Origin of the sequence: Dongia mobilis, assembly GCF_004363235.1 — a bacterium.
Taxonomy (GTDB): domain Bacteria; phylum Pseudomonadota; class Alphaproteobacteria; order Dongiales; family Dongiaceae; genus Dongia; species Dongia mobilis.
The window spans coordinates 217,846-239,872 of record NZ_SNYW01000012.1 but is presented as its reverse complement, the minus strand read 5'-3'; the positions used below and the strand labels follow the sequence as shown (position 1 = coordinate 239,872).

Annotated in this window: 19 protein-coding genes; 8 read left to right on the top strand and 11 right to left on the bottom strand. The window is 65.2% G+C overall.

Going from position 1 to position 22,027, the window contains the following annotated elements:
- Nucleotides 1–155: 155 nt before the first annotated feature.
- From A8950_RS16960 to A8950_RS16940, 5 genes are all read right to left on the bottom strand, one after another.
- Nucleotides 156–1,325: a CobW family GTP-binding protein gene (locus tag A8950_RS16960; RefSeq protein WP_133614866.1), complete on the bottom strand. Its 1,170-nt coding sequence runs from the start codon at nt 1,323–1,325 to the stop codon at nt 156–158.
- A complete protein-coding gene (locus A8950_RS16955; protein ID WP_166645248.1) occupies nt 1,322–2,416 on the bottom strand; it encodes a COX15/CtaA family protein in 1,095 nt (364 codons plus the stop codon). The genes A8950_RS16960 and A8950_RS16955 overlap by 4 nt, the downstream gene beginning before the upstream one ends.
- 106 nt (nt 2,417–2,522) lie before the next feature.
- Nucleotides 2,523–2,987 (bottom strand): cytidine deaminase, encoded by a 465-nt coding sequence (locus A8950_RS16950; protein WP_166645247.1) that lies wholly within the window; start codon nt 2,985–2,987, stop codon nt 2,523–2,525.
- 13 nt (nt 2,988–3,000) lie between these two features.
- Nucleotides 3,001–3,762: a helix-turn-helix domain-containing protein gene (locus A8950_RS16945; RefSeq protein ID WP_133614863.1), complete on the bottom strand. Its 762-nt coding sequence runs from the start codon at nt 3,760–3,762 to the stop codon at nt 3,001–3,003.
- Nucleotides 3,763–3,864: 102 nt separating this feature from the next.
- The gene (locus A8950_RS16940; protein ID WP_133614862.1) at nt 3,865–4,218 is read right to left on the bottom strand and encodes a DMT family protein; all 354 of its coding nucleotides are present in this window, start codon (nt 4,216–4,218) and stop codon (nt 3,865–3,867) included.
- Between the two features lie 299 nt (nt 4,219–4,517).
- Here A8950_RS16940 and A8950_RS16935 point away from each other — a divergent pair, with 299 nt between their 5' ends.
- Nucleotides 4,518–5,588, top strand: coding sequence for an alkene reductase (locus A8950_RS16935; RefSeq protein WP_133614861.1), 1,071 nt, complete (start codon nt 4,518–4,520; stop codon nt 5,586–5,588).
- A gap of 70 nt (nt 5,589–5,658) precedes the next feature.
- Here A8950_RS16935 and A8950_RS16930 read toward each other — a convergent pair whose 3' ends face one another.
- The 4 genes from A8950_RS16930 to A8950_RS16915 form a co-directional block, all read right to left on the bottom strand.
- On the bottom strand, nt 5,659–6,153 hold the full coding sequence (locus A8950_RS16930) for an Hsp20/alpha crystallin family protein (protein ID WP_133614860.1): 495 nt from the start codon (nt 6,151–6,153) through the stop codon (nt 5,659–5,661).
- A 177-nt stretch (nt 6,154–6,330) separates the two neighbouring features.
- Nucleotides 6,331–8,370, bottom strand: a complete 2,040-nt coding sequence (locus A8950_RS16925; protein ID WP_133614859.1) for an oxidoreductase — start codon at nt 8,368–8,370, stop codon at nt 6,331–6,333.
- 14 nt (nt 8,371–8,384) lie between these two features.
- A complete protein-coding gene (locus tag A8950_RS16920; protein ID WP_133614858.1) occupies nt 8,385–10,799 on the bottom strand; it encodes a GcvT family protein in 2,415 nt (804 codons plus the stop codon).
- Nucleotides 10,800–10,814: 15 nt separating this feature from the next.
- The gene (locus A8950_RS16915; protein ID WP_133614857.1) at nt 10,815–12,353 is read right to left on the bottom strand and encodes a trimethylamine methyltransferase family protein; all 1,539 of its coding nucleotides are present in this window, start codon (nt 12,351–12,353) and stop codon (nt 10,815–10,817) included.
- Between the two features lie 115 nt (nt 12,354–12,468).
- Here A8950_RS16915 and A8950_RS16910 point away from each other — a divergent pair, with 115 nt between their 5' ends.
- Complete coding sequence (locus A8950_RS16910) at nt 12,469–13,410, top strand: LysR substrate-binding domain-containing protein (protein ID WP_133614856.1); 942 nt, start codon at nt 12,469–12,471, stop codon at nt 13,408–13,410.
- On the opposite strand, the gene A8950_RS16905 is transcribed toward A8950_RS16910, so the two are convergent.
- A complete protein-coding gene (locus A8950_RS16905) occupies nt 13,407–14,336 on the bottom strand; it encodes a diguanylate cyclase domain-containing protein (RefSeq protein ID WP_133614855.1) in 930 nt (309 codons plus the stop codon). The genes A8950_RS16910 and A8950_RS16905 overlap by 4 nt on opposite strands.
- A 110-nt stretch (nt 14,337–14,446) precedes the next feature.
- Nucleotides 14,447–16,264 (bottom strand): hypothetical protein, encoded by a 1,818-nt coding sequence (locus A8950_RS16900; protein WP_133614854.1) that lies wholly within the window; start codon nt 16,262–16,264, stop codon nt 14,447–14,449.
- 307 nt (nt 16,265–16,571) lie between these two features.
- On the opposite strand from A8950_RS16900, the gene A8950_RS16895 reads away from it, so the two are divergent.
- The 6 genes from A8950_RS16895 (at nt 16,572) to A8950_RS16870 (ending at nt 21,993) form a co-directional block, all read left to right on the top strand.
- Nucleotides 16,572–16,757, top strand: coding sequence for a Flp family type IVb pilin (locus tag A8950_RS16895; protein ID WP_133614853.1), 186 nt, complete (start codon nt 16,572–16,574; stop codon nt 16,755–16,757).
- Between the two features lie 85 nt (nt 16,758–16,842).
- Entirely contained in the window at nt 16,843–17,325 is a 483-nt protein-coding gene (locus A8950_RS16890) for an A24 family peptidase (RefSeq protein WP_166645246.1), read from the top strand.
- 304 nt (nt 17,326–17,629) lie between these two features.
- Entirely contained in the window at nt 17,630–18,598 is a 969-nt protein-coding gene (gene cpaB, locus A8950_RS16885) for a Flp pilus assembly protein CpaB (protein ID WP_166645245.1), read from the top strand.
- Nucleotides 18,599–18,631: 33 nt separating this feature from the next.
- A complete protein-coding gene (locus A8950_RS16880; protein WP_133614850.1) occupies nt 18,632–20,101 on the top strand; it encodes a type II and III secretion system protein family protein in 1,470 nt (489 codons plus the stop codon).
- Between the two features lie 11 nt (nt 20,102–20,112).
- Nucleotides 20,113–20,787: a CpaD family pilus assembly protein gene (locus A8950_RS16875; RefSeq protein ID WP_133614849.1), complete on the top strand. Its 675-nt coding sequence runs from the start codon at nt 20,113–20,115 to the stop codon at nt 20,785–20,787.
- Nucleotides 20,788–21,993, top strand: coding sequence for an AAA family ATPase (locus A8950_RS16870; RefSeq protein ID WP_133614848.1), 1,206 nt, complete (start codon nt 20,788–20,790; stop codon nt 21,991–21,993).
- Nucleotides 21,994–22,027 lie beyond the last annotated feature (34 nt).

Sequence of the window (22,027 nt, the reverse complement as noted above, 5' to 3'; positions counted from 1 at the left end):
CCATTTGGTTGTTGATGGAGGGGGTCGGCCCTGTCAGTCCGCGGGTTCGCCAAGGTCGCCCCCGATCGATGCCACCCGGCCGCAAGGCCCCCTCAATCAGGCGAAAGCCTAGCAACCTTCACGAAATTGCAAAACTAAAAAGCGGCGGAAAGCAGTCATTTGACGCCGCTTGTGGGCGATTCCGGGCGCGCCTCCGCGGCGGGTTGCGCTGCGGCATCGTCGCCCAGGAAGGCGGCCAGGGATTCCTCGATCGTCGCGGCCGGGATATCGCGGGTGATGAGAACGATCCGCGACCGGCGGTCGCCATCCGGCCAGGCGGGCAGCACCACCGGCGGGTGGAACAGATGCTGTACTCCGTGTACCGCGACCGGCGCCGCTTCGCCGGCGACATTGAGCAATCCCTTCATGCGCAGCAGGCCGGCGCCACGGGTCGCCGTCAGCATGTCGATCCAGTTGCAGAAGCGCTGCCAGTCGATCGGCGCATCGCGGGTGATGCAGAAGGCGCGGATGTGATCGTCGTGCCGGTTGCGGTCGAGGGGATCATGCCCGTGGTCATCCCCGTGATCGTGTCCGTGGTCATGCCCGTGGTCATGTCCGTGGTCGTGCCCGTGCCCGTGCCCGTGCCGCTGATCGGCATAGGCCTCCTCGCGCAGCCAGCGCTGCACGTCGAGGCTCTTGCTTTCCGGATTGTAGAGCCCGGCATTGAACAGCTGGCCGGGGTCGATGCGGCCATGGGCCACGCGCAGGATGGGGGCGGCCGGGTTGATCTTGCGCAGGCGCGCTTCCAGCGCCTGCAGCGCCGCTTCACCGGCGAGATCGCATTTGGTCAGTAACAGGCGATCGGCGACCGCTACCTGTTTCACCGATTCCGCCTGGCGGTCCATCTGGTCCTGGCCATTCACCGCGTCCACCGTGGTGATGATGCCGTCCAGGCGATAGACCGCGGTCAGCACCGGGTCCTGCATCAGGGTATGCAGGATCGGCGCCGGGTCGGCGAGGCCCGTCGTTTCGATGACGACGCGGCGGAAGGCCGGGATCTCGCCCTTGTGACGGCGGCGGAACAGGCGCCGCAGCGCATCGATGAGGTCGCCCCGCACGGTGCAGCAGAGACAACCGGAAGAGAGCAGGACGGTGTCGTCATCGGCCTTCTCCACCAGCAGGTGGTCGAGGCCCGTTTCGCCGAACTCGTTGATGACGACGGCCGTCTCGCCCATGTCGGGATGGGCGAGAAGATGCTTCAGCAGGGTCGTCTTGCCGCTGCCGAGGAAGCCGGTGATGATCGATACCGGCAGGCGTTCCGGCGGCGTCCCGTCGCGCTCGCTCATGCCTCGCCCTTCAGGCGCCGCTTGAGGCCATGCTGCAGCACCAGGCCCGAGCCCAGCAGCACGAAGGCGCCCAGCTGGTGCAACACGGCGAGCGAAATCGGCACCACCAGCATCAGCGTGGCGATGCCGAGGAAGGCCTGGACCGCCAGTGCGCAGGGCAGGGCGATGGCGCGCAGCTTCAGCACGCGGTCGACATCGCGCCGCCGCAGCCGCACCAGGAATGAAATGACCGCGATGGCGACGAAACCGGAGAACAGGCGGTGCTGGAACTGGATGGTCGCCACGTTCTCGGTGAAGTTGATCCACCAGGGCGACAGGGTGAAGAGGTCGGGCGACAGCCAGTGCCCGTTCATCAGCGGGAAGTCGTTGTAGATGAAGCCGGCATCGGTGCCGGCAACGAGGGCACCCAGCGCGATCTCCACCGCGATGACGGCGTTCATCCAGCGCGCATGCCGGAACAGGGTACCGGCGTCCTGCCGGCTGCCGCCGAGTTCGCGGCGGTCGAGGTAGTCGAGGGCGTACCACAGCATCAGGGCGAAGATCGCCACGGCCAGCATCAGGTGCACCAGCAGGCGGTACTGGCTTACCTGCACGCGGTCCTGGAACCCGCTGGCGACCATCACCCATCCGGCAAAGCCCTGCAACGCGCCGAGGAGGAACAGCCCGACCAGGCGCTTCAGATCGGCGCGGCCCAGATGTCCCTTGAACCAGAACCAGAGCAGTGGCACAGCAAAGGCGACGGCCAGGACCCGGCCCCAGAGGCGGTGAAAATACTCCCACCAGAAAATTGCCTTGAAACCGGCGAGGTCCATGCCGGCATTGACGTGCTTGTATTGCGCGATCTCGCGATAGAGGGCGAAGACGCGCTCCCATTCCGCCTCCGAAAGCGGGGGCAGGGTGCCCATGATCGGTTTCCATTCCATGATGGAAAGGCCGGAATCGGTGAGGCGCGTGATCCCGCCCAGCAGCACCATGACGATCACCATGCCGCACATGGCGACCAGCCAGTGGCCGATCGCGCGGCCGGCCGCTTGTACCCGCCCGGTCGGGGCGATGCCGGCGGCACGGGGTTCGGTCAGGATGCGTGTCATGTCGCTCTCTTGCTTGGGCTCCTCGCCGGGACCCGCGCTGCGGTTCCGGGCGCCGGGAGCATAGCCATCGGGGGGCAAATTGAAAGGCCCTCGATGCCGGGCGAATTCAGGGCTGGCGGCGGTATTTCTCGGGCAGCAAATCGGCCACCGGCAGACGCCGCAGGCCATCCGGGCCGGCCAGGATGATGGCGGCGCCGGGCGCAAAATCGGTCAGCATTTCGCGGCAGATTCCGCAGGGCGAGACGACTTTCGGCTCGCCGTGCAATTCGCGCGGCCTTGGATGGCGTACCGAGACAACCGCCTCGATCCCGGTCTCGCCGGCCGAGAGGGCACTGCCCAGCGCCACCGCCTCGGCACAGACCGAGCAGCGGCCGACATAGGTGTCGAGATGGAGGCCGAGATAGATCCGCCCCGAGGTGCCGCGGATGGCGGCCCCGATATGGTGCCGGTTCTCGATATAGCGCTGCTGGATGAAATGGATCGCCGCCTCGGTCAGTTCCCCGTCGGCGGGCGACAGCATGCCAAGGCCTTCCACCGATCCGCTCTGCGGCTGCCCATTGCCGTCGGTCACGCCCGGCGATCCTTCAATCGGCACCGGCGGCCAGTTCGGCGAGCTGGTTGGGGCGGCGCAGTTCGATGGCATGGCTGCCATGGATGGCAATAACGCCGGCACTCTTCAGTTTCGACAGCTGCCGACTGACTGTCTCGATGGTGAGGCCGAGATAGTCGGCGATCTCGCTGCGGTTCATGGGCAGATCGATGGGTGCCCCGCAATGGCCGCGCTTCTTCGCCTTCTCGAACAGCAGACAGAGGAAAGTGGCAACGCGTTCCTGCGCCGTCTTGCGACCCAGCAGCAGCATCCATTCCTGCGCCAGGTCGAGATCGTCATGGGCCCGGCGCAGCAATTCATGCTCCAGCACCGGAAGCTCCTTCATCAACCGCTGCAGCGGCGCATAGGGAAAGACGCACAGCTCCACCGGCGACAAGGCCTCGGCGAAGCAGCGGTTGGTGCCGAAGATGGCCGAGCCGACGAAATCGCCGGGAAACAGGAAGCCGACCACCTGCTGGCGGCCGTCGGGCAGCAATTTGTAGGTCTTGACCGCGCCGCGCACCACCGTGCCGACGACATCGGCCGGGTCCTCGGCGGAAAAGATCGTCTCGCCCTCGCCGAAATGCCGCGCCGTGGCGATGCCCTTCAGGCGCTTCTGCTCCAGGTCACCCAAGGCCACACAGATCCCGAGGGCGCGGACATCGCAATGCGCACAGTCGTGAAGGGTGCTCTCCGCGCGGGAAAGACTGTTCTGACTGGAATGGTCGCTGCTCTTGGCTTCCACACTCGATGTCATGGCATCCCCTTTGGCTAGCGCAATGGTTGCTCCTTGACCTTGGTCAAGTCAAGCATGCGGGGCTGCGACCGATTAACCCTGCCGGGGTCCTGCAAACCATTCTTACCATTTATGAAATATGAAAAATCCGGCAGCTGCGATGAGGGCGAAGCCGACCGCGTGGTTCCAGCGGATGGTTTCGCCCAGATAGGCCCAGGAAAAGACGCAGAAGACGATGAGGGTGATGATCTCCTGCATCGTCTTCAGTTCCGCCGCGCTGTAGACGGCATGGCCGATCCGGTTGGCCGGGACGGCGAGGCAGTATTCGACAAAGGCGATGCCCCAGGAGGCGATGATGACGAGCCAGAGCGGTGCTGCCTTGAATTTGAGATGCCCGTACCAGGCGAAGGTCATGAAGACGTTGGACAGGACCAGCAGGACAATGGGCGAGATCTGCGGCGTCATGAAGGCCGGCATGGCGAAGTTCCTTGGAATGGTTTGGGCGCCCCGGCATGCTCGACCCGGGCGGCGAGATGCTTATCAACTTCCGGACGGCCGGTACAGCCGGCTTGCGCGCGGGATGACCCCCTTGTTCTGCCCAAAAACCGGGCACAAACCGCGTGTGAAACAGGGATTTGCACAGCAAGCAGGGGAGATCTGTCGAAGCCGCCCGTTGTTGTCTCTGGGCGGGCTGCCTAGCTTGCCATGACGGGGAAGGCGGAATGCCGCAATCCCGATTCATTGCCTGTCCGCCACTTCATCTCAGGGATACCCAGATGGCAACGCTCCTCGAGCCGATCACGGTCGGCGACCTTACCTTACCCAACCGAATCTTCATGGCGCCGCTCACCCGTTCGCGGGCGAGCGAGGGCCGCGTGCCCAATGAACTGATGGTGGAATACTATCGCCAGCGCGCCTCGGCGGGCCTCATCCTGACCGAGGCGACGGCGGTGACGCCGCAGGGTGTGGGCTATGCCGATACGCCGGGCATCTGGTCGGAGGAACAGGTCGCCGGCTGGCAGAAGGTGACGCGCGCGGTGCATGAGAAAGGCGGGCACATCTTCCTGCAGCTCTGGCATGTCGGGCGCATCTCCGATCCCTCTTTCCTCAATGGCGAATTGCCGGTGGCGCCCAGCGCCATCGCACCCGCCGGCCATGTCAGCCTGCTGCGGCCGCAGCGTCCCTATGTGACCCCGCGCGCCCTCGAACGCGACGAAATTCCAGGCGTCATCGCGGCCTATGCCAATGGGGCGGAGAACGCCAAGAAGGCAGGCTTCGACGGGGTCGAACTGCATGGCGCCAACGGCTATCTGCTGGACCAGTTCCTGCAGGACAAGACCAACCGCCGGACGGATGATTACGGCGGGCCGGTCGAGAACCGCGCCCGGCTGATGCTGGAGGCGACCGACGCCGCGATCCGGGTGTTCGGCCGCGGCCGCGTCGGCGTCCATCTGGCGCCGCGCGGCGATTCCCACGACATGGGTGACGGCAACCCCGCCGCCACCTTCGGCTATGTCGCCGAGCAGCTGGGCCGGCGCGGCATCGCGTTCCTCTGCGCGCGTGAGTTCAAGGCCGATGGCTGGCTGGGGCCGCGGCTGAAGAAGGCCTTCGGCGGGACCTATATCGGCAATGAAAAATTCACGCAGGAGAGCGCCGAGGCGGCCCTTGCCGCCGGCGAGGTCGATGCCGTGGCCTTCGGCAAGGCCTTCATCGCCAACCCCGACTTGCCGGCGCGTTTCCGGCTGGGCGCGCCGCTCAATGCGCCGCGGCCGGAAACCTTCTATGCCGGTGGCGCCGAGGGATACACCGATTATCCGGCGCTGGGCGCCGACCTCGTCGAAGCGTGACGAAGCAACAGGGCCGGGCCGGCGCGGATGATCCGTCACCGGCCCGGTTTTCCCGCCGGCGCGTTTCCGGTCAGCGCGACTTGATGTCGATCTTGCGGGTCTTGGCCGCGACCTCGGCCGGGCGCGGGCAGGTGATCCTGAGGACGCCCTTGTTGAACTCTGCCTCGACCTTCTCGCCGGGGCAGGCATAGGGCAGGCGGAGCGAGCGCTGGAAGCTGCCATAGCTGCGCTCCATCAGGTGATAGCCCTTCTCCTTGTCCTCTTCCTTGCGCTCCATCTTCTTCTCGCCGCGGATGGTCAGCAGATCGTCGGCCAGTTCCACGGTGACGTCCTTCTCGTCGACGCCGGGCAGTTCGGCGGTCACCTCGATGCCGGCATCCGTTTCCTTGACGTCGATCTTCGGCGCCGCGGCCCCTTCACCCCAGACCGAAGGCAGGGCGCCGAAGCCCTTGAACATGTCGTCGAACAGGCGGTCGAACTCGCCACGCCAGGCGAGCGGATCATTGCGTTCAGGACGCGGGGCGACGCCGCCACGGCCGAACGGGGTCAATGCGCGAAATGCCATGATGTTGCCTCCATCCAGATATCAGGCTTCACCCCGCGCCGATGGCGGGTGATCGCGACGGTCTCGGCACGGGGGTTCGCTTGAAGATTTTGGGATTGGCCCAGCGTCATTTCAAGACGGCAGAATGCGGCGCGACGCCGCGCTGAGCGCCAAAGAACCTGTATCGGAAAATGCGGATCAGAATGCTTTGCAGAGGCGCAGGCCGTCATAGATGGCGGCGTGGATGTTGCGGGTGGCGACGGCATCGCCGATGCGGAAGAGCTGGAAGGTTCCCGCCGGGTTCGTGCGCAGGACCTGCGGCCTGCCCTCGATGAAGGCGTCGATGTCGATCTCGCCGCGGTTGCGGCTTTGGTCCTTCAAGTCGAAATAGACGGCATCCGCCGCAAGGTTGCCGTGTGCCACGATGATCTGCTGGGCGCGCCGCTGGTGCCTGGATTTGTCATAGGCGTTGAACAGGCTGGCGACCAGCTGGTTGCCGTCGCGCCGGATCGCGGTCATGCGCAGATTGGGCGTCAGGGTGACGCCGCCCTGATAGAACGCCTTGTAATAGGCGGGGTAGTTCAGCCCGCCCACCTCGACCCCGATGGCACGCTCGGGTGTCACCAGTTCGAACCTGATGCCCTTGTCGGTGAGGAACTCGGCGGTCGAGAGCGCCTCGTGGCCGGATTCATCGTCATAGAGCAGGACATCACCGGAAAGCGCCACCTGGCCCGACAGCACGTCCCAGGTCGAGGTGGCAAGCTCGCCGCCCTCGCGGAAGGGGGCGGTGTTGGGCGTGCCGCCGGTGGCGATGACGACGATGTCGGGCCTTTCCGCCAGGATATCGGCGCCCTCGGCATAGGTGTTGAAGCGAAACGTGACCCCGGCGCGGGTCGCTTCCGCAAACAGCCAGTCGGTGATGCCGATCAATTCCTTGCGGCGGTTCACCTTGGCTGCAATGGCGACCTGGCCGCCGGGGCGGTCGGTTGCCTCGAACAGCACGACGTCATGGCCGCGCAGGGCCGAGACGCGAGCGGCTTCCAGTCCCGCCGGTCCAGCGCCGACGATGACGACCTTCCTGCGGGGGCCGTCGCCGGGGCGGATGACATGGGGCATCGTTGCCTCGCGCCCCGTGGCCGGGTTGTGCAGGCAGAGCGCCTCGCCACCCTGATAGATGCGGTCGATGCAATAGCCGGCGCCGACGCAGGGGCGGATGCGCTCCTCCTCGCCACGCATCAGCTTGGCGACGATATGCGGGTCCGCCATATGGGCGCGGGTCATGCCGATGAGGTCGACGGCATCGTCCGCCACCCAGTGCCGCGCGGTGGCAAGATCATTGACACGCGCCGCGTGGAAAATCGGCAGGCCCGGCAGGGCGGCTCGGGCCGCCTTCACCTTGGCGAAATTGGGGCCAGCCGGCGTTCCCATCAGCGGGATGATGTGGGACAGGGATTCGTCGCTGTCGATGGTGCCGACGATGACGTTGAGGAAATCGATCAGCTTCGCATCGCGCAGGCGCCGCGCGATCTCGACGCCTTCCTGGAAACCGAAACCGTCCTCGGCCGCTTCGTCCACCGCCATGCGCAGGCCGATGATGAAATCCGGCCCGGCGGCGTGGCGCATTTCGGTGAGGACCGCGATGCCGAAGCGCATGCGGTTCTCCAGGCTGCCGCCATACTCGTCCGTGCGGCTGTTGGTGCGGGGCGAGAGGAAGGAATCGAATAAATGCCCATAGGCCTCGATCTCGACCCCATCGAGGTCACCCTCGCGGCAGCGCGCGGTGGCTTCGCCATAGGCCTTCACCACGCGGGCGATGTCGTGATCCTCCATCATCTTCGGGAAACCGCGATGGGCCGGCTCGCGCTCGTGCGAGGCCGAGATGATCGGCAGCCAATGCTCCTTGTGCCAGGAGGTTCGCCGCCCCAGATGCGTGATCTGGCACATGACGGCGCAGTCATAAGCGTGGACGCGCTTCGCCAGTTCCCGGAAATGCGGAATGATGGCGTTGTCGTGGACATAGAGGTTGCCGAAGGCCTGCGGCGAATCCTTGGCGATGACCGAGGAGCCGCCGATCATGGTCATGGCCGCCCCGCCCTTGGCCTTCTCCTCGTGATAGAGCTGATAGCGCAGGCCCGGCATGCCGCCCTCGGAATAGGCCGGTTCGTGCGAGGTCGAGAAGATGCGGTTCTTCAGGTTGAGGTGCTTGAGATGATAGGGCTGCAGCAGGGGATCGGCCATGATGGGTGTTCCGCTCAGCTCCGCATCTTGCCGCCATTGGGATCGTAGAGTGGCGCCCCCTGGATCGCGGCCGGATAGCGCTCGCCGTTGATCTCGACGTCGACCCTGGTGCCGGCCTTGGCCAGCTCGGTCGGCACATAGGCGAAGGCCATCGACTTGCCGACATGATGGGCGAAGCCGCCGGAGGAGACGTAACCCACCGCCTTGTCGCCCAGCAGCACCGCCTCGTCATTGGAGACGTCGATATCCTTGGTGTCGATGACCAGGGTGACCAGCCTTTTCTTCGGGCCGGTGGCGCGTTCCTTCAGCGCCGCCTCCTTGCCGATGAACTCCTTGTCCCAGTGGATGAAGGCATCGAGGCCGCTTTCGGCCGCCGTGAAATCGGGGCGGAAGTCGAGGGTCCAGGCGCCCCAGGCCTTTTCCAGGCGCAGGCTCATGAGGGCGCGGGCACCGTACCAGCGCAGACCCAGATCGGCGCCCGCTTCCTCGATCGCCTCGCCGAGACGCAGTTGATAGGGCGGCGCCACATAGATCTCGTAGCCGAGCTCGCCCGAGAACGAGACGCGGGCAATGATCGCCGGCACGCCGGCGATGAAGGTCCGGCGGATGTCGCGGAACTTGAGGGCCTCGTTGGAGACATCCTCGCGGGTGAGGCGCGCCAGCAGATCGCGCGATCTCGGCCCCGCGATGGCGATGCCGTGGAGATCGTCGGTCATGTTGCGGTAGGCAACGCCGGTTTCCGGCAGCATCCGTTCGAACCACCGACGGTGCGCCTCCTGCATGGCGCCGGAGCCGAACAGCATGAAGTGCTCTTCGCCGAGGCAGGCGACGGTCAGATCGCCATAGAGCTTGCCCTTCGGCGTCAGCATCGGCGTCAAGGTCAGGCGCCCCGGCTTCGGCAGGCGGCCGGCCAGCACCCGGTCGAGGAAGGCGGCTGCACCCGGTCCCTTGAATTCGTGCTTGGCGTAGTTCGCGATCTCGATGGCGCCCACCGCCTCGCGCACCGCCTTCACCTCGCGAGCTACATAGGCATGCGCGCGCGAGCGGCCGAAGGTCGGCTGTTCGTGCGCATCGGCCGGCCCGTCGGCGAACCAGAGCGCGTGCTCGAGGCCGAAGCCCTGGCCCCAGACGGCGCCCTTGGCGGTGAGGCGGTCGTAAAGCGCCGTGGTCTTCTGCCGGCGCCCCTTGGGCAGGGTCTCGTTGGGGAAGGTCATGACGAAGCGCCGCTCGTAATTCTCGGACGACTTGACCGTGCCCCAATCGGGGGTCGCAAAATTGCCGAAGCGCGCCACATCCATCGCCCAGACGTCGATCGATGGCTCGCCCTCCATCATCCATTCCGCCATGCAGAGGCCCACACCACCGCCCTGGCAGAAGCCCGCCATCACACCGACCGCGACCCAGTAGTTCTTCATGCCGGGCACCGGGCCGATCATCGGGTTGCCGTCGGGGCCGAAGGTGAACGGGCCGTTGATGACGTTCTTGATGCCGGCGCGGCCAAGCGCCGGGATGCGCTGGAAGCCGAGTTCCAGCCGCTCGGCGATGTTGTCGAGCTTGGGCTCCAGCAATTCGTGGCCGAAATCCTTCGGCGTGCCGCGGACCGACCAGGGTGTGGCGCGGGGCTCATAGGTGCCGAGCAGCATGCCCTGCCGTTCCTGGCGGAAATACATGTTGCCCTCGTAATCGATGCCGGCCGGCAGGCGCTCCTCGCCGCGTTCGACGATCTCCGGGATCGCCTCGGTGATGAGGTAATGGTGTTCCATCGGCTGCACCGGCAGGTGGATGCCGGCCAGATGCCCGACTTCGCGCGCCCAGAGGCCGCCCGCGTTGACGATCATCTCGGCATTGATGGTGCCGCCCGGCGTCACCACGTCCCAGGAGCCGTCCTTGCGCTGCGTCGTCTCGATCACCGGCGTGTTGGTGTAGTACTTGCCGCCATGCACCTTGGCCGCCTTGGCATAGGCATAGCAGACGCCGGAAGGATCGATGTCGCCGTCCAGTGGGTCCCACAAAGCGGCGATATAGCGGCTGGGATCGATCAGCGGATGGCGGCGCGCCGCTTCCTCGACGCTGATGAATTCCTGGTCGAGGCCCATATAGCGCGCCTTCGACCGCTCGCGCTTCAGATAGTCGTACCAGGTCTGGTTGGAGGCGAGATAGAAGCCGCCGGTGTTGTGCATGCCGACCGACTGGCCGGAGGTGGCCTCGATCTCCTTGTAGAGGTTGATCGTATAGCCCTGCAGGCGCGAGATGTTGGGATCGGACGAAATTGTGTGGATCTGCCCGGCGGCGTGCCAGGAGGAGCCCGAGGTTAGTTCCTTGCGCTCCAGCAGGATGACGTCCTTCCAGCCGAACTTGGCGAGATGGAACAGGATCGAGCAGCCGACGACGCCACCACCGATGATGACGACCTTTGCATGGGTTTCCATTTTTTCCGTCCTAGATCAGTACCAGGCATCCGCCATGGATTGTTTCTTGCGATTCATGAAGTCGAGCAGCGCCTCGTCCAGGGCGGGGGCGAGGGCGGGATCGCTATGGGATTTGAGCAGCGCCTTCCAGCGCGCATCGGCGCGCAGATCGGCGGGGCGTGAGCCCGCATCGCGCCATTGTTCAAAGGAATCATTGTCGGCGAGGTCGGCATCGTAGAAGGCGGTCTGGTAGTTCGCCATGGTGTGCGCGCAGCCGAGGAAGTGCTTGCCGGGCTCGACCTCGCGGAAGGCATCCATGGCCATCTGGTTCGCATCGAGATTAAGCCCGCCGAGGAGCTTGTGCATCATGCCAAGATGGTCGCAATCGAGCGCGAATTTCTCATAGCCCATGACGAGGCCGCCTTCGAGCCAGCCCGCCGCATGCAGGATGAAATTGGCCCCGCCCATCAGGGCCGGCCAGAGGGAATCGGCACTTTCCTGGGCCGCCTGCGCATCCGCCACTTTGGACGCAGTCAAGGCGCCGCCGCAACGCAGCGGCACACCCAGCCATTGCGCCAGCTGGCCGATGGCGAGATAGGCCAGCGCCGGCTCCGGCATGCCGAAGGTCGGCGCACCCGAGCGCAGCGACATGGAGGAGAGGAAATTACCGTAGATCACCGGGGCGCCCGGCCGCTGCAATTGCGTGAGGGCAACACCTACCATCGCCTCGGCATGGGCCTGGGCGATGGCGCCCGCCGTCGTCACCGGACCCATGGCCCCGCCCAGAATGAAGGGCACCACCACAGCGGCCTGGTTGGCGGCAGCATAGGTCCTGAGCGCCTTCGACATGACGCCGTCGAAGATGAGGGGCGAGTTGGTGTTGATGTTGCCGAGGATGACGCAGTTCTGGTCGACAAAATCGGCGCCGAACAGGATGCGGCACATCTCGATCGAATCCTCGGCACGTTCCGGCGCCGTCACCGAGCCCATGAAGGGCTTGGCCGAATGCTTCATATGGGCATAGACCATGTCGAGATGGCGCTTGTTGACCGGAATGTCGACCGGTTCGCAGACCGTGCCGCCGGAATGGTGCAGCCAGGGCGACATCCAGGCCATCTTGACGAAGTTCCGGAAATCCTCGAGCGAGCCATAGCGACGGCCATTGTCGCGGTCATAGACGAAGGGCGAGCCATAGGCCGGGGCGAAGACCACGGCATTGCCGCCGATCTCGACCGAATGCTTGGGATCGCGCGCATGCTGGGTGAAGGTCTTCGGCGTCGACTTGCGGATCACCTCCTCGACATGGCCCTTCTCGAAGCGGACACGGACACCTTCGACCCTGGCGCCGGCGCGGCGCCACAATTCCAGCGCCTCGTCATCACCGCGGAACTCGACGCCGATCTCGGCCAGGATCTCTTCGGCCTGGGCGTGGAGCCGGGCGAGGCCATCCGGCTGCAGCAATTCATAGGTCGGGATCTCGCGGCGCAGGAAGGCCGGTGCCGCGATGGCAGGCCGCGTGCGGCTGCGATTGCGCTGGCGGCCTGGCTGGGGGCTGCTCTCGGCTGGCTGGGTCATGGCCGCTTTTCCCTGTGCTGATGCGCTTTGCAGATGCCTGTTTTCCTGATCATGATATCCGCCGGATATCCCATGTAATCCTGGAAAATCGTAGGGAACTTGATAAATTGAACTTATGACTCTGTTGCGCCACCAATTGCCGCCCCTCAATGCCCTGGTCGTCTTCGAGGCGGCCGGCCGGCTCGCCAGCTTCACGCAGGCGGCGCGGGAACTCAATATGACCCAGGCGGCGGTGAGTTATGCCGTCAAGCAACTCGAAGACGCCCTCGGGCTGCCACTGTTCCAGCGCGAGCACCAGCGGGTGCGTCTCAATGCCGAGGGCCGGCGCTATCACCAGGACGTCACCCTGGCACTGGAACATCTCAGGCGCTCGACCGAGGCGCTGACGCAGCGCCGGCGGGGCCAGCACGTGACCCTGTCCTGCTCGACCGCCTTCGCCTCCTGGTGGATGCTGCCCCGCCTCGCCCGGTTCCGGGCCGAGGTGCCGGGGATCGACCTTCGGCTGCAGACCACCGACCGGGACCTCGACCTCGCCGCCGAGAACGTCTCGCTCGGCATCCGGCGCGGCAATGGCCGCTATCTCGGCTGCGATGCGGTCGAACTGGTCGAGGAGGTGATCCTGCCGATCTGCAGCCCGGCCTATCTCCAGCGCACGGGGCCGGTCGCCTCGCTGGCCGATCTCGCCCGTCACCGCCTCATCCATCTGGACGAGCCCTACCGGCCGCGTCCCGGTTGGGGGGACTACCTGAAGGCCACCGGCGGCAGCGCGGCAATGCTCCAGGATCCCGGCCTCCACATGAATGACTACGCCCTCGTCATCAGTGCAGCACTCGAGGGCCAGGGCATCGCACTGGGCTGGCGCCACCAGACCGATCATCTGGTCGAACGCGGCCTCCTCGTACATCCCTGGGACCGGCCCTGGGTGACGGGGCTTGCCTTCCACATCGTCTGGCCGCATGGCGCGGAGCTGACGCCGGAAGTCATCGCCGTGCGCGACTGGCTGGCGGGCAATCCCGCCATTCCGGCGCCGGAATATGAGGAACGGGGGACGCGCTAGAGGGCGGATACCGATTCCGGCATCTCGAAGATGCGGATCTGGTTGCGCCCGGCCTTCTTCGCCGCATAGAGCGCATCGCCAGCCAGCTTGAAGAGCTGGGCGCGGTCGGTCTGCGCATTCGGGCGGCACTGCGCGGCGCCGATCGAGATGGTGACGATGGGCGCCACGTCGGAATGGCTGTGGGGCAGGGCGAGATTGCGCACGGCGGCGAGCAGGCGTTCGCCGACGATGGCGGCACCGGTCGCATCGGTGTCCGGCAACAGGCCGACGAATTGTTCGCCGCTATAGCGCGCCAGCAGATCGCTGGGCCGCATCAGCGCCTTGGTCAATGCCTGAGCCAGATGGCGCAGGCAATCATCGCCGGCGAGATGGCCATAGGCCTCGTTATAGGCCCTGAAATGGTCGATATCGGCCAGGAACAGGGTGACCGGCTGCTTCAGGCGCACGACCCGGCGCCATTCTCGGTCGAGATCCTCCTCGAAGGCGCGTCGATTGGCGATGCCGGTAAGCCCGTCGACCGCGGCGAGGCGACGCAACATGTCCCGTTGGCGCTTCAGTTCCAGCTGGTTGCGTACCCGCGCGAGCACGATGGGGGGGCTCACCGGCTTGGCGATATAGTCGACGGCGCCGAGCGCCAGTCCTTTCGCCTCCTGCCGCTCCTGGTCCATGGCGGTGACGAAGATGACCGGGATCTCGCGGGTGAAGGGGTTGGCCTTCAATCGGTCGCAGATCTCGTAGCCGTCCATCCCTGGCATCATGATGTCGAGCAGGATGAGATCGGGTTCCTCCGAAGCGGCGAGGGCTAGGGCATCGGTGCCGTTGCCGGCGGTGATGACCTGGTAGGCATCGCGCAGCAGGACGTTGAGGATGGCGATATTGGTGGGCGAATCGTCGACCACCAGGATGCGTTCCTTGTCGCGTGCCATCTGGCCCCAGGTCCTTGTTCTCGCGGCAATTGGGCAAGGCTGTGGCGGCCTTCGCCCGGACAATTTCTAACATTGATCGCCGCTGCCGGAAAGTGCGGCGGCCGGGTCGCCTATTGCACCACGGCAAAGAGGCGGAAGGCGGCCATCTTTTCGTCCGCGATGGCGATCGGCCGCAGCCAGTCGGGCGGGCGGCCATCGATGAGGCGATTGTAGAGCGATTCTTCCGCCGATTCCGGGATCGCCTCGAGCGTCGTGTCGACGCAGATTGCGACCAGATCGACCTGCCGCCGCGTGATGATCGCGCGCGCATCCGCCAATGAGGTGGCGGTAAAGGTTGCCACCATGTCGGCGACGTCGTGGTTGCCGCGATGATACGGCCCGCCCACCAGGCGATAATCGGTGAAATAGGCAATGGCCGGCGACGTGTTGATTGTATCGGTCATGATGATCGGCGCCGGATTGGCGGCCGAGATGGCCGGGCGCGCATCCTGCAGCCATTTGGCGATGGCAATGGCGTCGCAGGCGTTCTTGCCGAGATTGGCATCGGCCGACTTGAACCACATGCCGACGAACTGCAGGCCGATGGCGACGATGAAATAGCCGCACAGGCGCACCGCCAGCATCACCAGGCGATGGCGACCGACGACCAGATCACAGAGCAGCGCAAAGAGGCCGCAGCCGAGTATGGCGCCGAACACGCTGACCGAGGTCGAGAGGCGCAGGTGCAGCAGCGCCGCCGCCAGGGCGATGGCATAGGCGGCCAGCAGATAGGCGATCGGTATGGCGCGGGCTTCGGTCCTGTAGCGCCAGAGGAAATAGAGCCCGGCCGGAATCGCCAGCAGTGTATTTCCGATGAAGCGCAGCAGCAACATGGCGGAATCGAAATCGCGCGGCCAGAGCGGCTGCATCTCGACCACATTGTCGATGAAGACGGCCGAGGTCTCGGCATCGATGTTGCCGAGCGAGCCGAGATAGAAGCGGGGAAAGAGCAGCAGCAGAATGGCAAACGAACCGCCGGCAATGACGCCGCCCGCGGCGAGGCGGCGCCAGCCGCGCCAGCCGATCAGAACAGCAAGGCGGAAATCGATGGCGACGGCAAGGGCCAGCGAAAGGTGCAGCAGCGACACCTTGTCGTATTCGACAATTGTCCAAGCGCCCGGGGGGCGCTCGATGGCGATGGCGAGAGCGATGATCCCCAACATGCCGAGCCCGATGCGCTCGCCGAACCGCGCCCAGACGACGCCGCGGTCGCGAGACAGCAGCCAGGCGAGCCCGGCCGTGCCGAGCAAGGGGGCGATCGAAAGAACCACCTCGGGAGCCACCCAGATGCCGAAGCCGGACCAGCCGCCGGCGAGCCAGGCCGGGCGGGCGTCATCGGGCGACAGAAGGCCGCGAATGGCATAGCCCGCAGCCACCGCCATAATGAAGATGCTGAGGGTATGGTGGTCCGGCCGGCCGGGCAGAGAATAGCTGAGCGAGGCGCCGCTCAGGAGCAGTATCAGGGCCGCGATGCGCCAGGCGCCATGCTGCGGAAAAAGCGGCCGCGCCGCCCAGGCAATGGCGATGCAGGCGAGCAGGTGGATGACCGGCGACACCACCACGCCGACCCAGTAGATCGCCTGGTGCATGTCGAACCCGAAGAGGCGCAGCAACATCGCCGGCAGCAGGATGATGACGTCGAGCGGTCGGGTCCAGTGCAGTGAAAGCGCATCCGGCGCACCGAGCTTTGGCGTCAGCGTCTGGAACCAGTCACCCGAGCGCCACAACTCCTCGACGCGGATGAGCCGCATGTAGGAATCGGTATCCAGCAGGCCGCCGGCGGCGAGCATCGCGTTGTGAGTGGCGAGGCCGAAATGCAGCGCGCCGGCCGCCACCGCGAGCGCTGCGAGATCGATGAGAGGATGCGCGGTGCGGCTTACAGGGTGCATGCGATGCGGAAATGGGAAGCAGTTCCGGAATAGGTTTGGGATATTGCCGTTTCGACCGGTTAACAAGTGGTTTCAATCGAGGGCGATGCGAAAAAGATGTCTAAAATTAAAGGTTTCTCAATCATTTTCGCACACCATCATGTTGTCGGGCCGCCGCCTTTTGCTTGCGCTGTGCGGCCACGGGGTGGATTATCGCCCGCAGTGCACCGCTCCGTCGAAAGGCGGCGGATGTACCAAGAAACGAGGCGGCGGACAAAGAGCCGTCGCACGGTTGCAACGTCATCATTCATTTCGTGGAGAAGAGCTCATGCGTAAGTTTGCCAAGCTGCTGAAGTCGGAATCCGGTGCGACCGCGATCGAATACGGCCTCATCGCCGCTTTCATCGCCCTCGCCATCTATGTCGGCGCCCAGGTCGCCGGTAACGGCCTCGACACGATGTTCAACACGGTCGGCACCAAGCTGAACGAAGCCGCCACCAACATCAATCAGTAATCGACCTCAGGGTTGATCCCTGGAAGCGCGCTGGCCTTGCAAAAGCCAGCGCGCTTTTGTTTTCTCTCCGCCCATGATGATTTCCTTGACCCTCGGCGAAGCCTGCCTCGCTCTGCTGCTGCTGCTGGGGGCCGCGAAGGATGTCTTCAGCTTTCGCCTGCCCAATTGGCTGACGCTGACCACCGCCGCAGTTGCGCTGGTGCTGGTGGCGCTGTCGGCGCCCTCCCATCTGCTGCCCCATGCCGGTTTCGGGCTGGCCGTCTTCCTGGCCGGGCTGGCCGCCTTCCATTTCAACCTGCTGGGCGGCGGCGATATCAAGTGGATCGCGGCGCTCGCCCTGTGGATCGGGCCGCACCTCGATTTCGTCCGCTTCCTGCTGATCATGGGCCTGGCGGGTGGCGTCCTGGCCGGGATTATCTTCGTCATCGGCCGGTTGCGGCCGGATTACGGGCGTGCCGAGGGCCGGATGCACCTGCCTTATGGCGTGGCCATCGCGGCGGCGGGCCTCGATTTTTTGAGCCGTCGGGGGCATCTCGGACAGGAATTGATCGGCTGGTTCGCCGGATGAGGCGACGAGCTGGAGCGGAGAAGAAAAGTCACAACTTGGTCACAGAATTTGTTCCCGTTTTATTCTTATTTAAACTACTTTCTTCAGACTCACGTCCAAGTTACTGACTCAAAGGCATGAATCGCTGACTCATTTGCGCGTTTCGGCTGGAGTCTTAACCAAAAATTGGTAATAATGCTTTACGGGGCATAGTGACGGCGCAACCCGAACTTCGATCCGCGAAGGGGTGCGGCCGTCGTTGTGAGATTCCTGATCGCTCCGGCTGGGCCAGTTGGCCCGCGGCGACGGGATGGCGAGGGGCCTGATGCGTCCGATTGTGATTATCCTCATCGTGGTAGCGCTGGGTGCCGCCGGCCTGACGGCCTTTCTGGCGATGCGCTTCCTGAGCGACCTGCAGCTTCAGCAACAGCAGCAGGCGACGCCGACCGAAGCGGTGGGCGGGGTCGAGGAAGTGCTGGTGGCGGCGCGCGACATCGGTCCCGGCGAGATCCTGGCGGAAGCCGATCTGCGCTGGGAGCAATGGCCGAAGGCGGTGATCGACCAGCGCTTCACGGTGAAAGCCGCGGCCGGCGAGGATCCGCTGGCCCCCTTCCGCGATACCATGACCCGCCGCGCCGTCATGCTGGGCGAACCGGTCACAGCGGCGATGGTCATCAAGCAGGGCGATGCCGGCATGACCTCGGCGGTGCTGGCGCCCGGCATGCGCTCGGTCACGGTCGAAGTTTCGGCGCGCTCGGGCGCTGCCGGCCTGATCCTGCCCGGCGACCATGTCGACATCATGCTGATCACCAATGCACGCGACCTCGCCGGCGTGCCGGAGACGACCGGGCGCGACGCCATCAGCCGCTATGCCGCCGAGGCGATCATGCGCGACGTCAAGGTGATCGCCGTCAACCAGTTGCTGGCGAAGGAACCCGGCACCGGTCCGGGCATCAACAGCCAGACCGTCACCTTCGAGGTCACCGCCGAGCAGGCGCAGAAGATCATGGTGGCGAGCCAGCTCGGCTCCATTGTGCTGTCGCTCAGGGGCTGGGCCCGCGACGAGGTCGCCGCCGAGGCCGATGCCAAGGCGCCGCTCTATGTCACCGATCGCGAAGTCAGCCGCGTGCTCGACGAATTGATGCAGGGCGGGCTCGACAGCGGGATCTACGAGATGCCGGTGGTCGAGACCGAGGATGTGGTCGAGACGCCCGGTCTGCCGCAGGTGATGTCGGTGCGGTCGATCCGCATCAACCGCGGCGGCGCAGTCTCGATCCAGAACATCGGACAATGAGCAGGGGCGCATGCACAGCATTGGCGGAGCGCAATGAGTACGAGCAGGGAAGGGGTCGGTCGCATGCGCGGCATTGACCGTCTGGACATCATCCGCAGCGCGCTGGTGGCAATCGGCCTGGTCCTGGCGCCGGCGGCGGCATTCGCGCAGGAGATCGAGGCCAGCCTCGGTGCGGGCGAATTGGTGACCGCCGAAAAGCGCATCGAGGTGCCGATCAACGGTACCCGGGAATACACTTTGGGAGTGCCCGCCCGCGACATCATCATCGGCAACCCCGATATTGCCGACGTCATCATCCGCTCACCCACCAAGCTGTTCCTGGCCGGGAAGACGATCGGCTCGACCAATTTGTTCCTGCTCGATGCCGACGGCAGGATGATCGACCATTTCCAATTGTCGGTGCATCCCGATTTCAAGGCCGCCGAGGACGCAGTGCGCAAGGCCTTCCCCGACGAGCGGATCATCATCGAGGGTGCCGGCGATGCGCTGGTGATGAAGGGTTCGGTAAGTTCCGACGCCATGTCGCAGCAGGCGACCACCATCGTGCGCCGCTTCGTCGGCACCGACGAGCAGATCATCAACGCCATGCGGATCAATTCCGAGCAGCAGGTCCTGATCAAGGTATCGGTCGCCGAGGTGCAGAAATCGGCCCTCAAGGAACTGGGGCTGGAGAACCTGATCAGCCCGACCACGATCGGCGACCTTGCCATCGCCGGTGTCACCGGCGGAGCCAGTGCCATCGTCGGCGGCGGCTTCGGCCCCCTGATCAGCGGGTCGGCGATTACCTCGACCCCGGCCGGCGCCCTTTTTGTCGACGGTCCGGGTGCCATCGATTCCGTGGTCCGAATCCTCGAGCAGCACGGTTTTGCCCGCAAGCTGGCGGAGCCCAACCTGGTCGCCGTGTCGGGCGAATACGCCACCATGCTGGCTGGCGGCGAGGTGCCGATCCCGGTCAACCAGGACGCGGATACCATCACCATCGAATTCCGTCCCTTCGGCGTGTCACTGACCTTCCTGCCGATCGTGGTCGACAAGGGGCGCATCAGCCTGAAGATCGCCACCGAGGTCAGCGCGCCGACGGCATCGGATGCCGTTTCGCTTGGCCCGGACATCTCGATCCCCAGCTTCGTGGTGCGGCGCGCGACCTCGACCGTCGAATTGCCCAGCGGCGGCAGCATCATGATGGCCGGCCTGCTCAGCAACGACATCACCCAGTCGATGCGCGGTGTTCCTGGCCTGATGCACATCCCGATTCTGGGTACCCTGTTCCGCTCGACCTCGTTCCAGCAGGACGAATCGGAACTGGTCATCGTCGCGCGCGCCTTCCTGGTGCAGCCGACCGATCCGGGCGCGCTTTCGCTGCCGACCGACGGGTTCGCGCCGGCCAGCGATCTGGACTTGTATCTGCTCGGCCATCTGCAGAACATCTATACCAACCGACAGGGCGCGGCACGGGACCAGATCCCGCAACTGCAGGGCCCGATCGGCTATATCATCCGCTAGGAGGCCGTCCCATGCTGCGACGCTTCGCCATTGCCGCCATCTGCCTTGCCGGTCTCGCCGCCTGCGAGGCGAACATCGCGGACTATGACTATCGCGAGCGCTATCCGATCAAGGTCGAGGAACGGACCGCGCTGCTGATCCTCGACCCCGGACCCGGTGGCAGCGTGATGTCGCAGGACCTGGGTGCCATTGACGAATTCTCGCTGGATTACGGCAAGCGCGCTGCCGGCACGATCACGGTGGAGATCGGCGCGAATTCGCGCACCGATCCGCTGGCGACCAATTTCGGGCGCCAGATCGTCGATATTCTCGGCGCGCGCGGCATTCCGCGGAGCCACATCACCTTCAAATACGATACCGATCCGGCGGCGGCGAAATACGGCCGTGCGATCATGCAGTTTCCGATCTACGTGGCGATCGCGCATGAATGCGGGACCTTCAAGGACCAGCCGGGCTTCACCCCGCTCAACGAGAACACCGGGGGTTTCGGCTGCGCCAATCAGCGCAACCTGGCGGCCATGGTGGTCAACCCGCGCGACCTCATCGACATGCAGTCGCCGACCGGGCGCCTTGCCGCGCGTTCCGACGTGGTCGTTGGCAAGTATATCGCCGGCGTCAAGATCGGCGCCGGCCCGCCGGGCGAAGCGCCGGCCCTCTCGACGCAGTCGACGACCGGAGGGTTGTAAGTGCTCTACCGGCTCAGTATCGACGCCTTTCCACTGGGCAAGGAAACCGAGACCGCGCTCGAGGGACTGACCGGCCAGCGCGAATTCTCGCGTGCCAAGGTTGCGGTTCATGCCGGCGGGCTTGCGCGCGCGGTCAAGCACTATGTCGACAACCCCAGCCCGCAGGTGATTATCGTCGAGGAGGCGGGCGGGCCCGAGGAGATCCAGAAGGGCCTCGAAGCGCTGGCCGAGGTGGTCGAGCCGGGCCGCAAGGTCATTGTCATCGGCTCGGTCAACGATGTGCAGGCCTATCGCCGCCTGATCAGCCAGGGGGTGAGCGAATACCTGGTGTCGCCGGTCAGCAGCGAGGACGTTGCCGCCGCCATCATCGCCTGCGTCAAGGATCCGAGCGCCACGCCGCGCGGCCGCATGATCGCCTTCATCGGCGCGCGCGGCGGCGTCGGCGTCTCCACGCTGGCCGTCAACATGGCCTGGACCCTGGCCGAACTGACCCAGGAAGCGGTCATCGGCGTCGATCTCGACCTCAATTTCGGCACCATGGCGCTGTCACTCAACCTGGATCCCAAGCAATCGGTGTCGGATGCGCTGACCGATCCGGACCGGATCGATACCGTTCTGGTCGAGCGCATCATGATTGAGCATGGCGACAACCTGTCCGTGCTGTCGACCGCGGGATCGCTCAAGGAACTGACCCAGCCCAGCCCCGAGGCAGTCGAGCGCCTGATCGACATGTGCCGCACCATGGCGCCCTTCGTCGTGGTCGACCTGCCGCGGCGCTGGAATGCCTGGGTTGCCGGCACGCTGACGCAGGCCGACGAAGTGGTGATCGTTGCCAGCCCGGACCTTGCCAACCTGCGCGACGCCAAGCAGCTGGTGGAATGGTTGCGTGCCAAGCGCGGCGGCACCAGCCTGCGCCTGGTGCTGAGCAAGGCCGATGCCGCCAAGCGGAACCAATTGTCGGTCAAGGATTTCCAGGATACGCTGGGCATCGCCCCCAGCCTGTCGGTCGGTTTCGACGCGACCCTGTTCGCCCAGCTGATGAATAACGGGCAGATGATCGCCGAGGGCGCCAAGGGCCACAAGCTGGACGAGCAATTGCGGCAGTTCGCGCGGCAATTGGGCGCCAAGAAGGGTGTTGCGAAAGGGGCCGGCAAAGGGCTCAATCTGATGTCCTGGCTGAAGCGTCCAAAGGCCACGACGAAGTAGCGTCGGCCAGGTCTTCGGGACCGTTTCGGCAAGG

Coding starts and splice junctions, on each gene's coding strand:
- A8950_RS16955 (WP_166645248.1), bottom strand. CDS start 2,416: ATGACACGCATCCTGACCGAACCCCGTGCCGCCGGCATCGCCCCGACC.
- A8950_RS16925 (WP_133614859.1), bottom strand. CDS start 8,370: ATGGCCGATCCCCTGCTGCAGCCCTATCATCTCAAGCACCTCAACCTG.
- A8950_RS16930 (WP_133614860.1), bottom strand. CDS start 6,153: ATGGCATTTCGCGCATTGACCCCGTTCGGCCGTGGCGGCGTCGCCCCG.
- A8950_RS16875 (WP_133614849.1), top strand. CDS start 20,113: ATGCTGCGACGCTTCGCCATTGCCGCCATCTGCCTTGCCGGTCTCGCC.
- A8950_RS16945 (WP_133614863.1), bottom strand. CDS start 3,762: ATGACATCGAGTGTGGAAGCCAAGAGCAGCGACCATTCCAGTCAGAAC.
- A8950_RS16940 (WP_133614862.1), bottom strand. CDS start 4,218: ATGCCGGCCTTCATGACGCCGCAGATCTCGCCCATTGTCCTGCTGGTC.
- A8950_RS16915 (WP_133614857.1), bottom strand. CDS start 12,353: ATGACCCAGCCAGCCGAGAGCAGCCCCCAGCCAGGCCGCCAGCGCAAT.
- A8950_RS16910 (WP_133614856.1), top strand. CDS start 12,469: ATGACTCTGTTGCGCCACCAATTGCCGCCCCTCAATGCCCTGGTCGTC.
- A8950_RS16880 (WP_133614850.1), top strand. CDS start 18,632: ATGAGTACGAGCAGGGAAGGGGTCGGTCGCATGCGCGGCATTGACCGT.
- A8950_RS16920 (WP_133614858.1), bottom strand. CDS start 10,799: ATGGAAACCCATGCAAAGGTCGTCATCATCGGTGGTGGCGTCGTCGGC.
- cpaB (WP_166645245.1), top strand. CDS start 17,630: ATGCGTCCGATTGTGATTATCCTCATCGTGGTAGCGCTGGGTGCCGCC.
- A8950_RS16905 (WP_133614855.1), bottom strand. CDS start 14,336: ATGGCACGCGACAAGGAACGCATCCTGGTGGTCGACGATTCGCCCACC.
- A8950_RS16960 (WP_133614866.1), bottom strand. CDS start 1,325: ATGAGCGAGCGCGACGGGACGCCGCCGGAACGCCTGCCGGTATCGATC.
- A8950_RS16895 (WP_133614853.1), top strand. CDS start 16,572: ATGCGTAAGTTTGCCAAGCTGCTGAAGTCGGAATCCGGTGCGACCGCG.
- A8950_RS16900 (WP_133614854.1), bottom strand. CDS start 16,264: ATGCACCCTGTAAGCCGCACCGCGCATCCTCTCATCGATCTCGCAGCG.
- A8950_RS16935 (WP_133614861.1), top strand. CDS start 4,518: ATGGCAACGCTCCTCGAGCCGATCACGGTCGGCGACCTTACCTTACCC.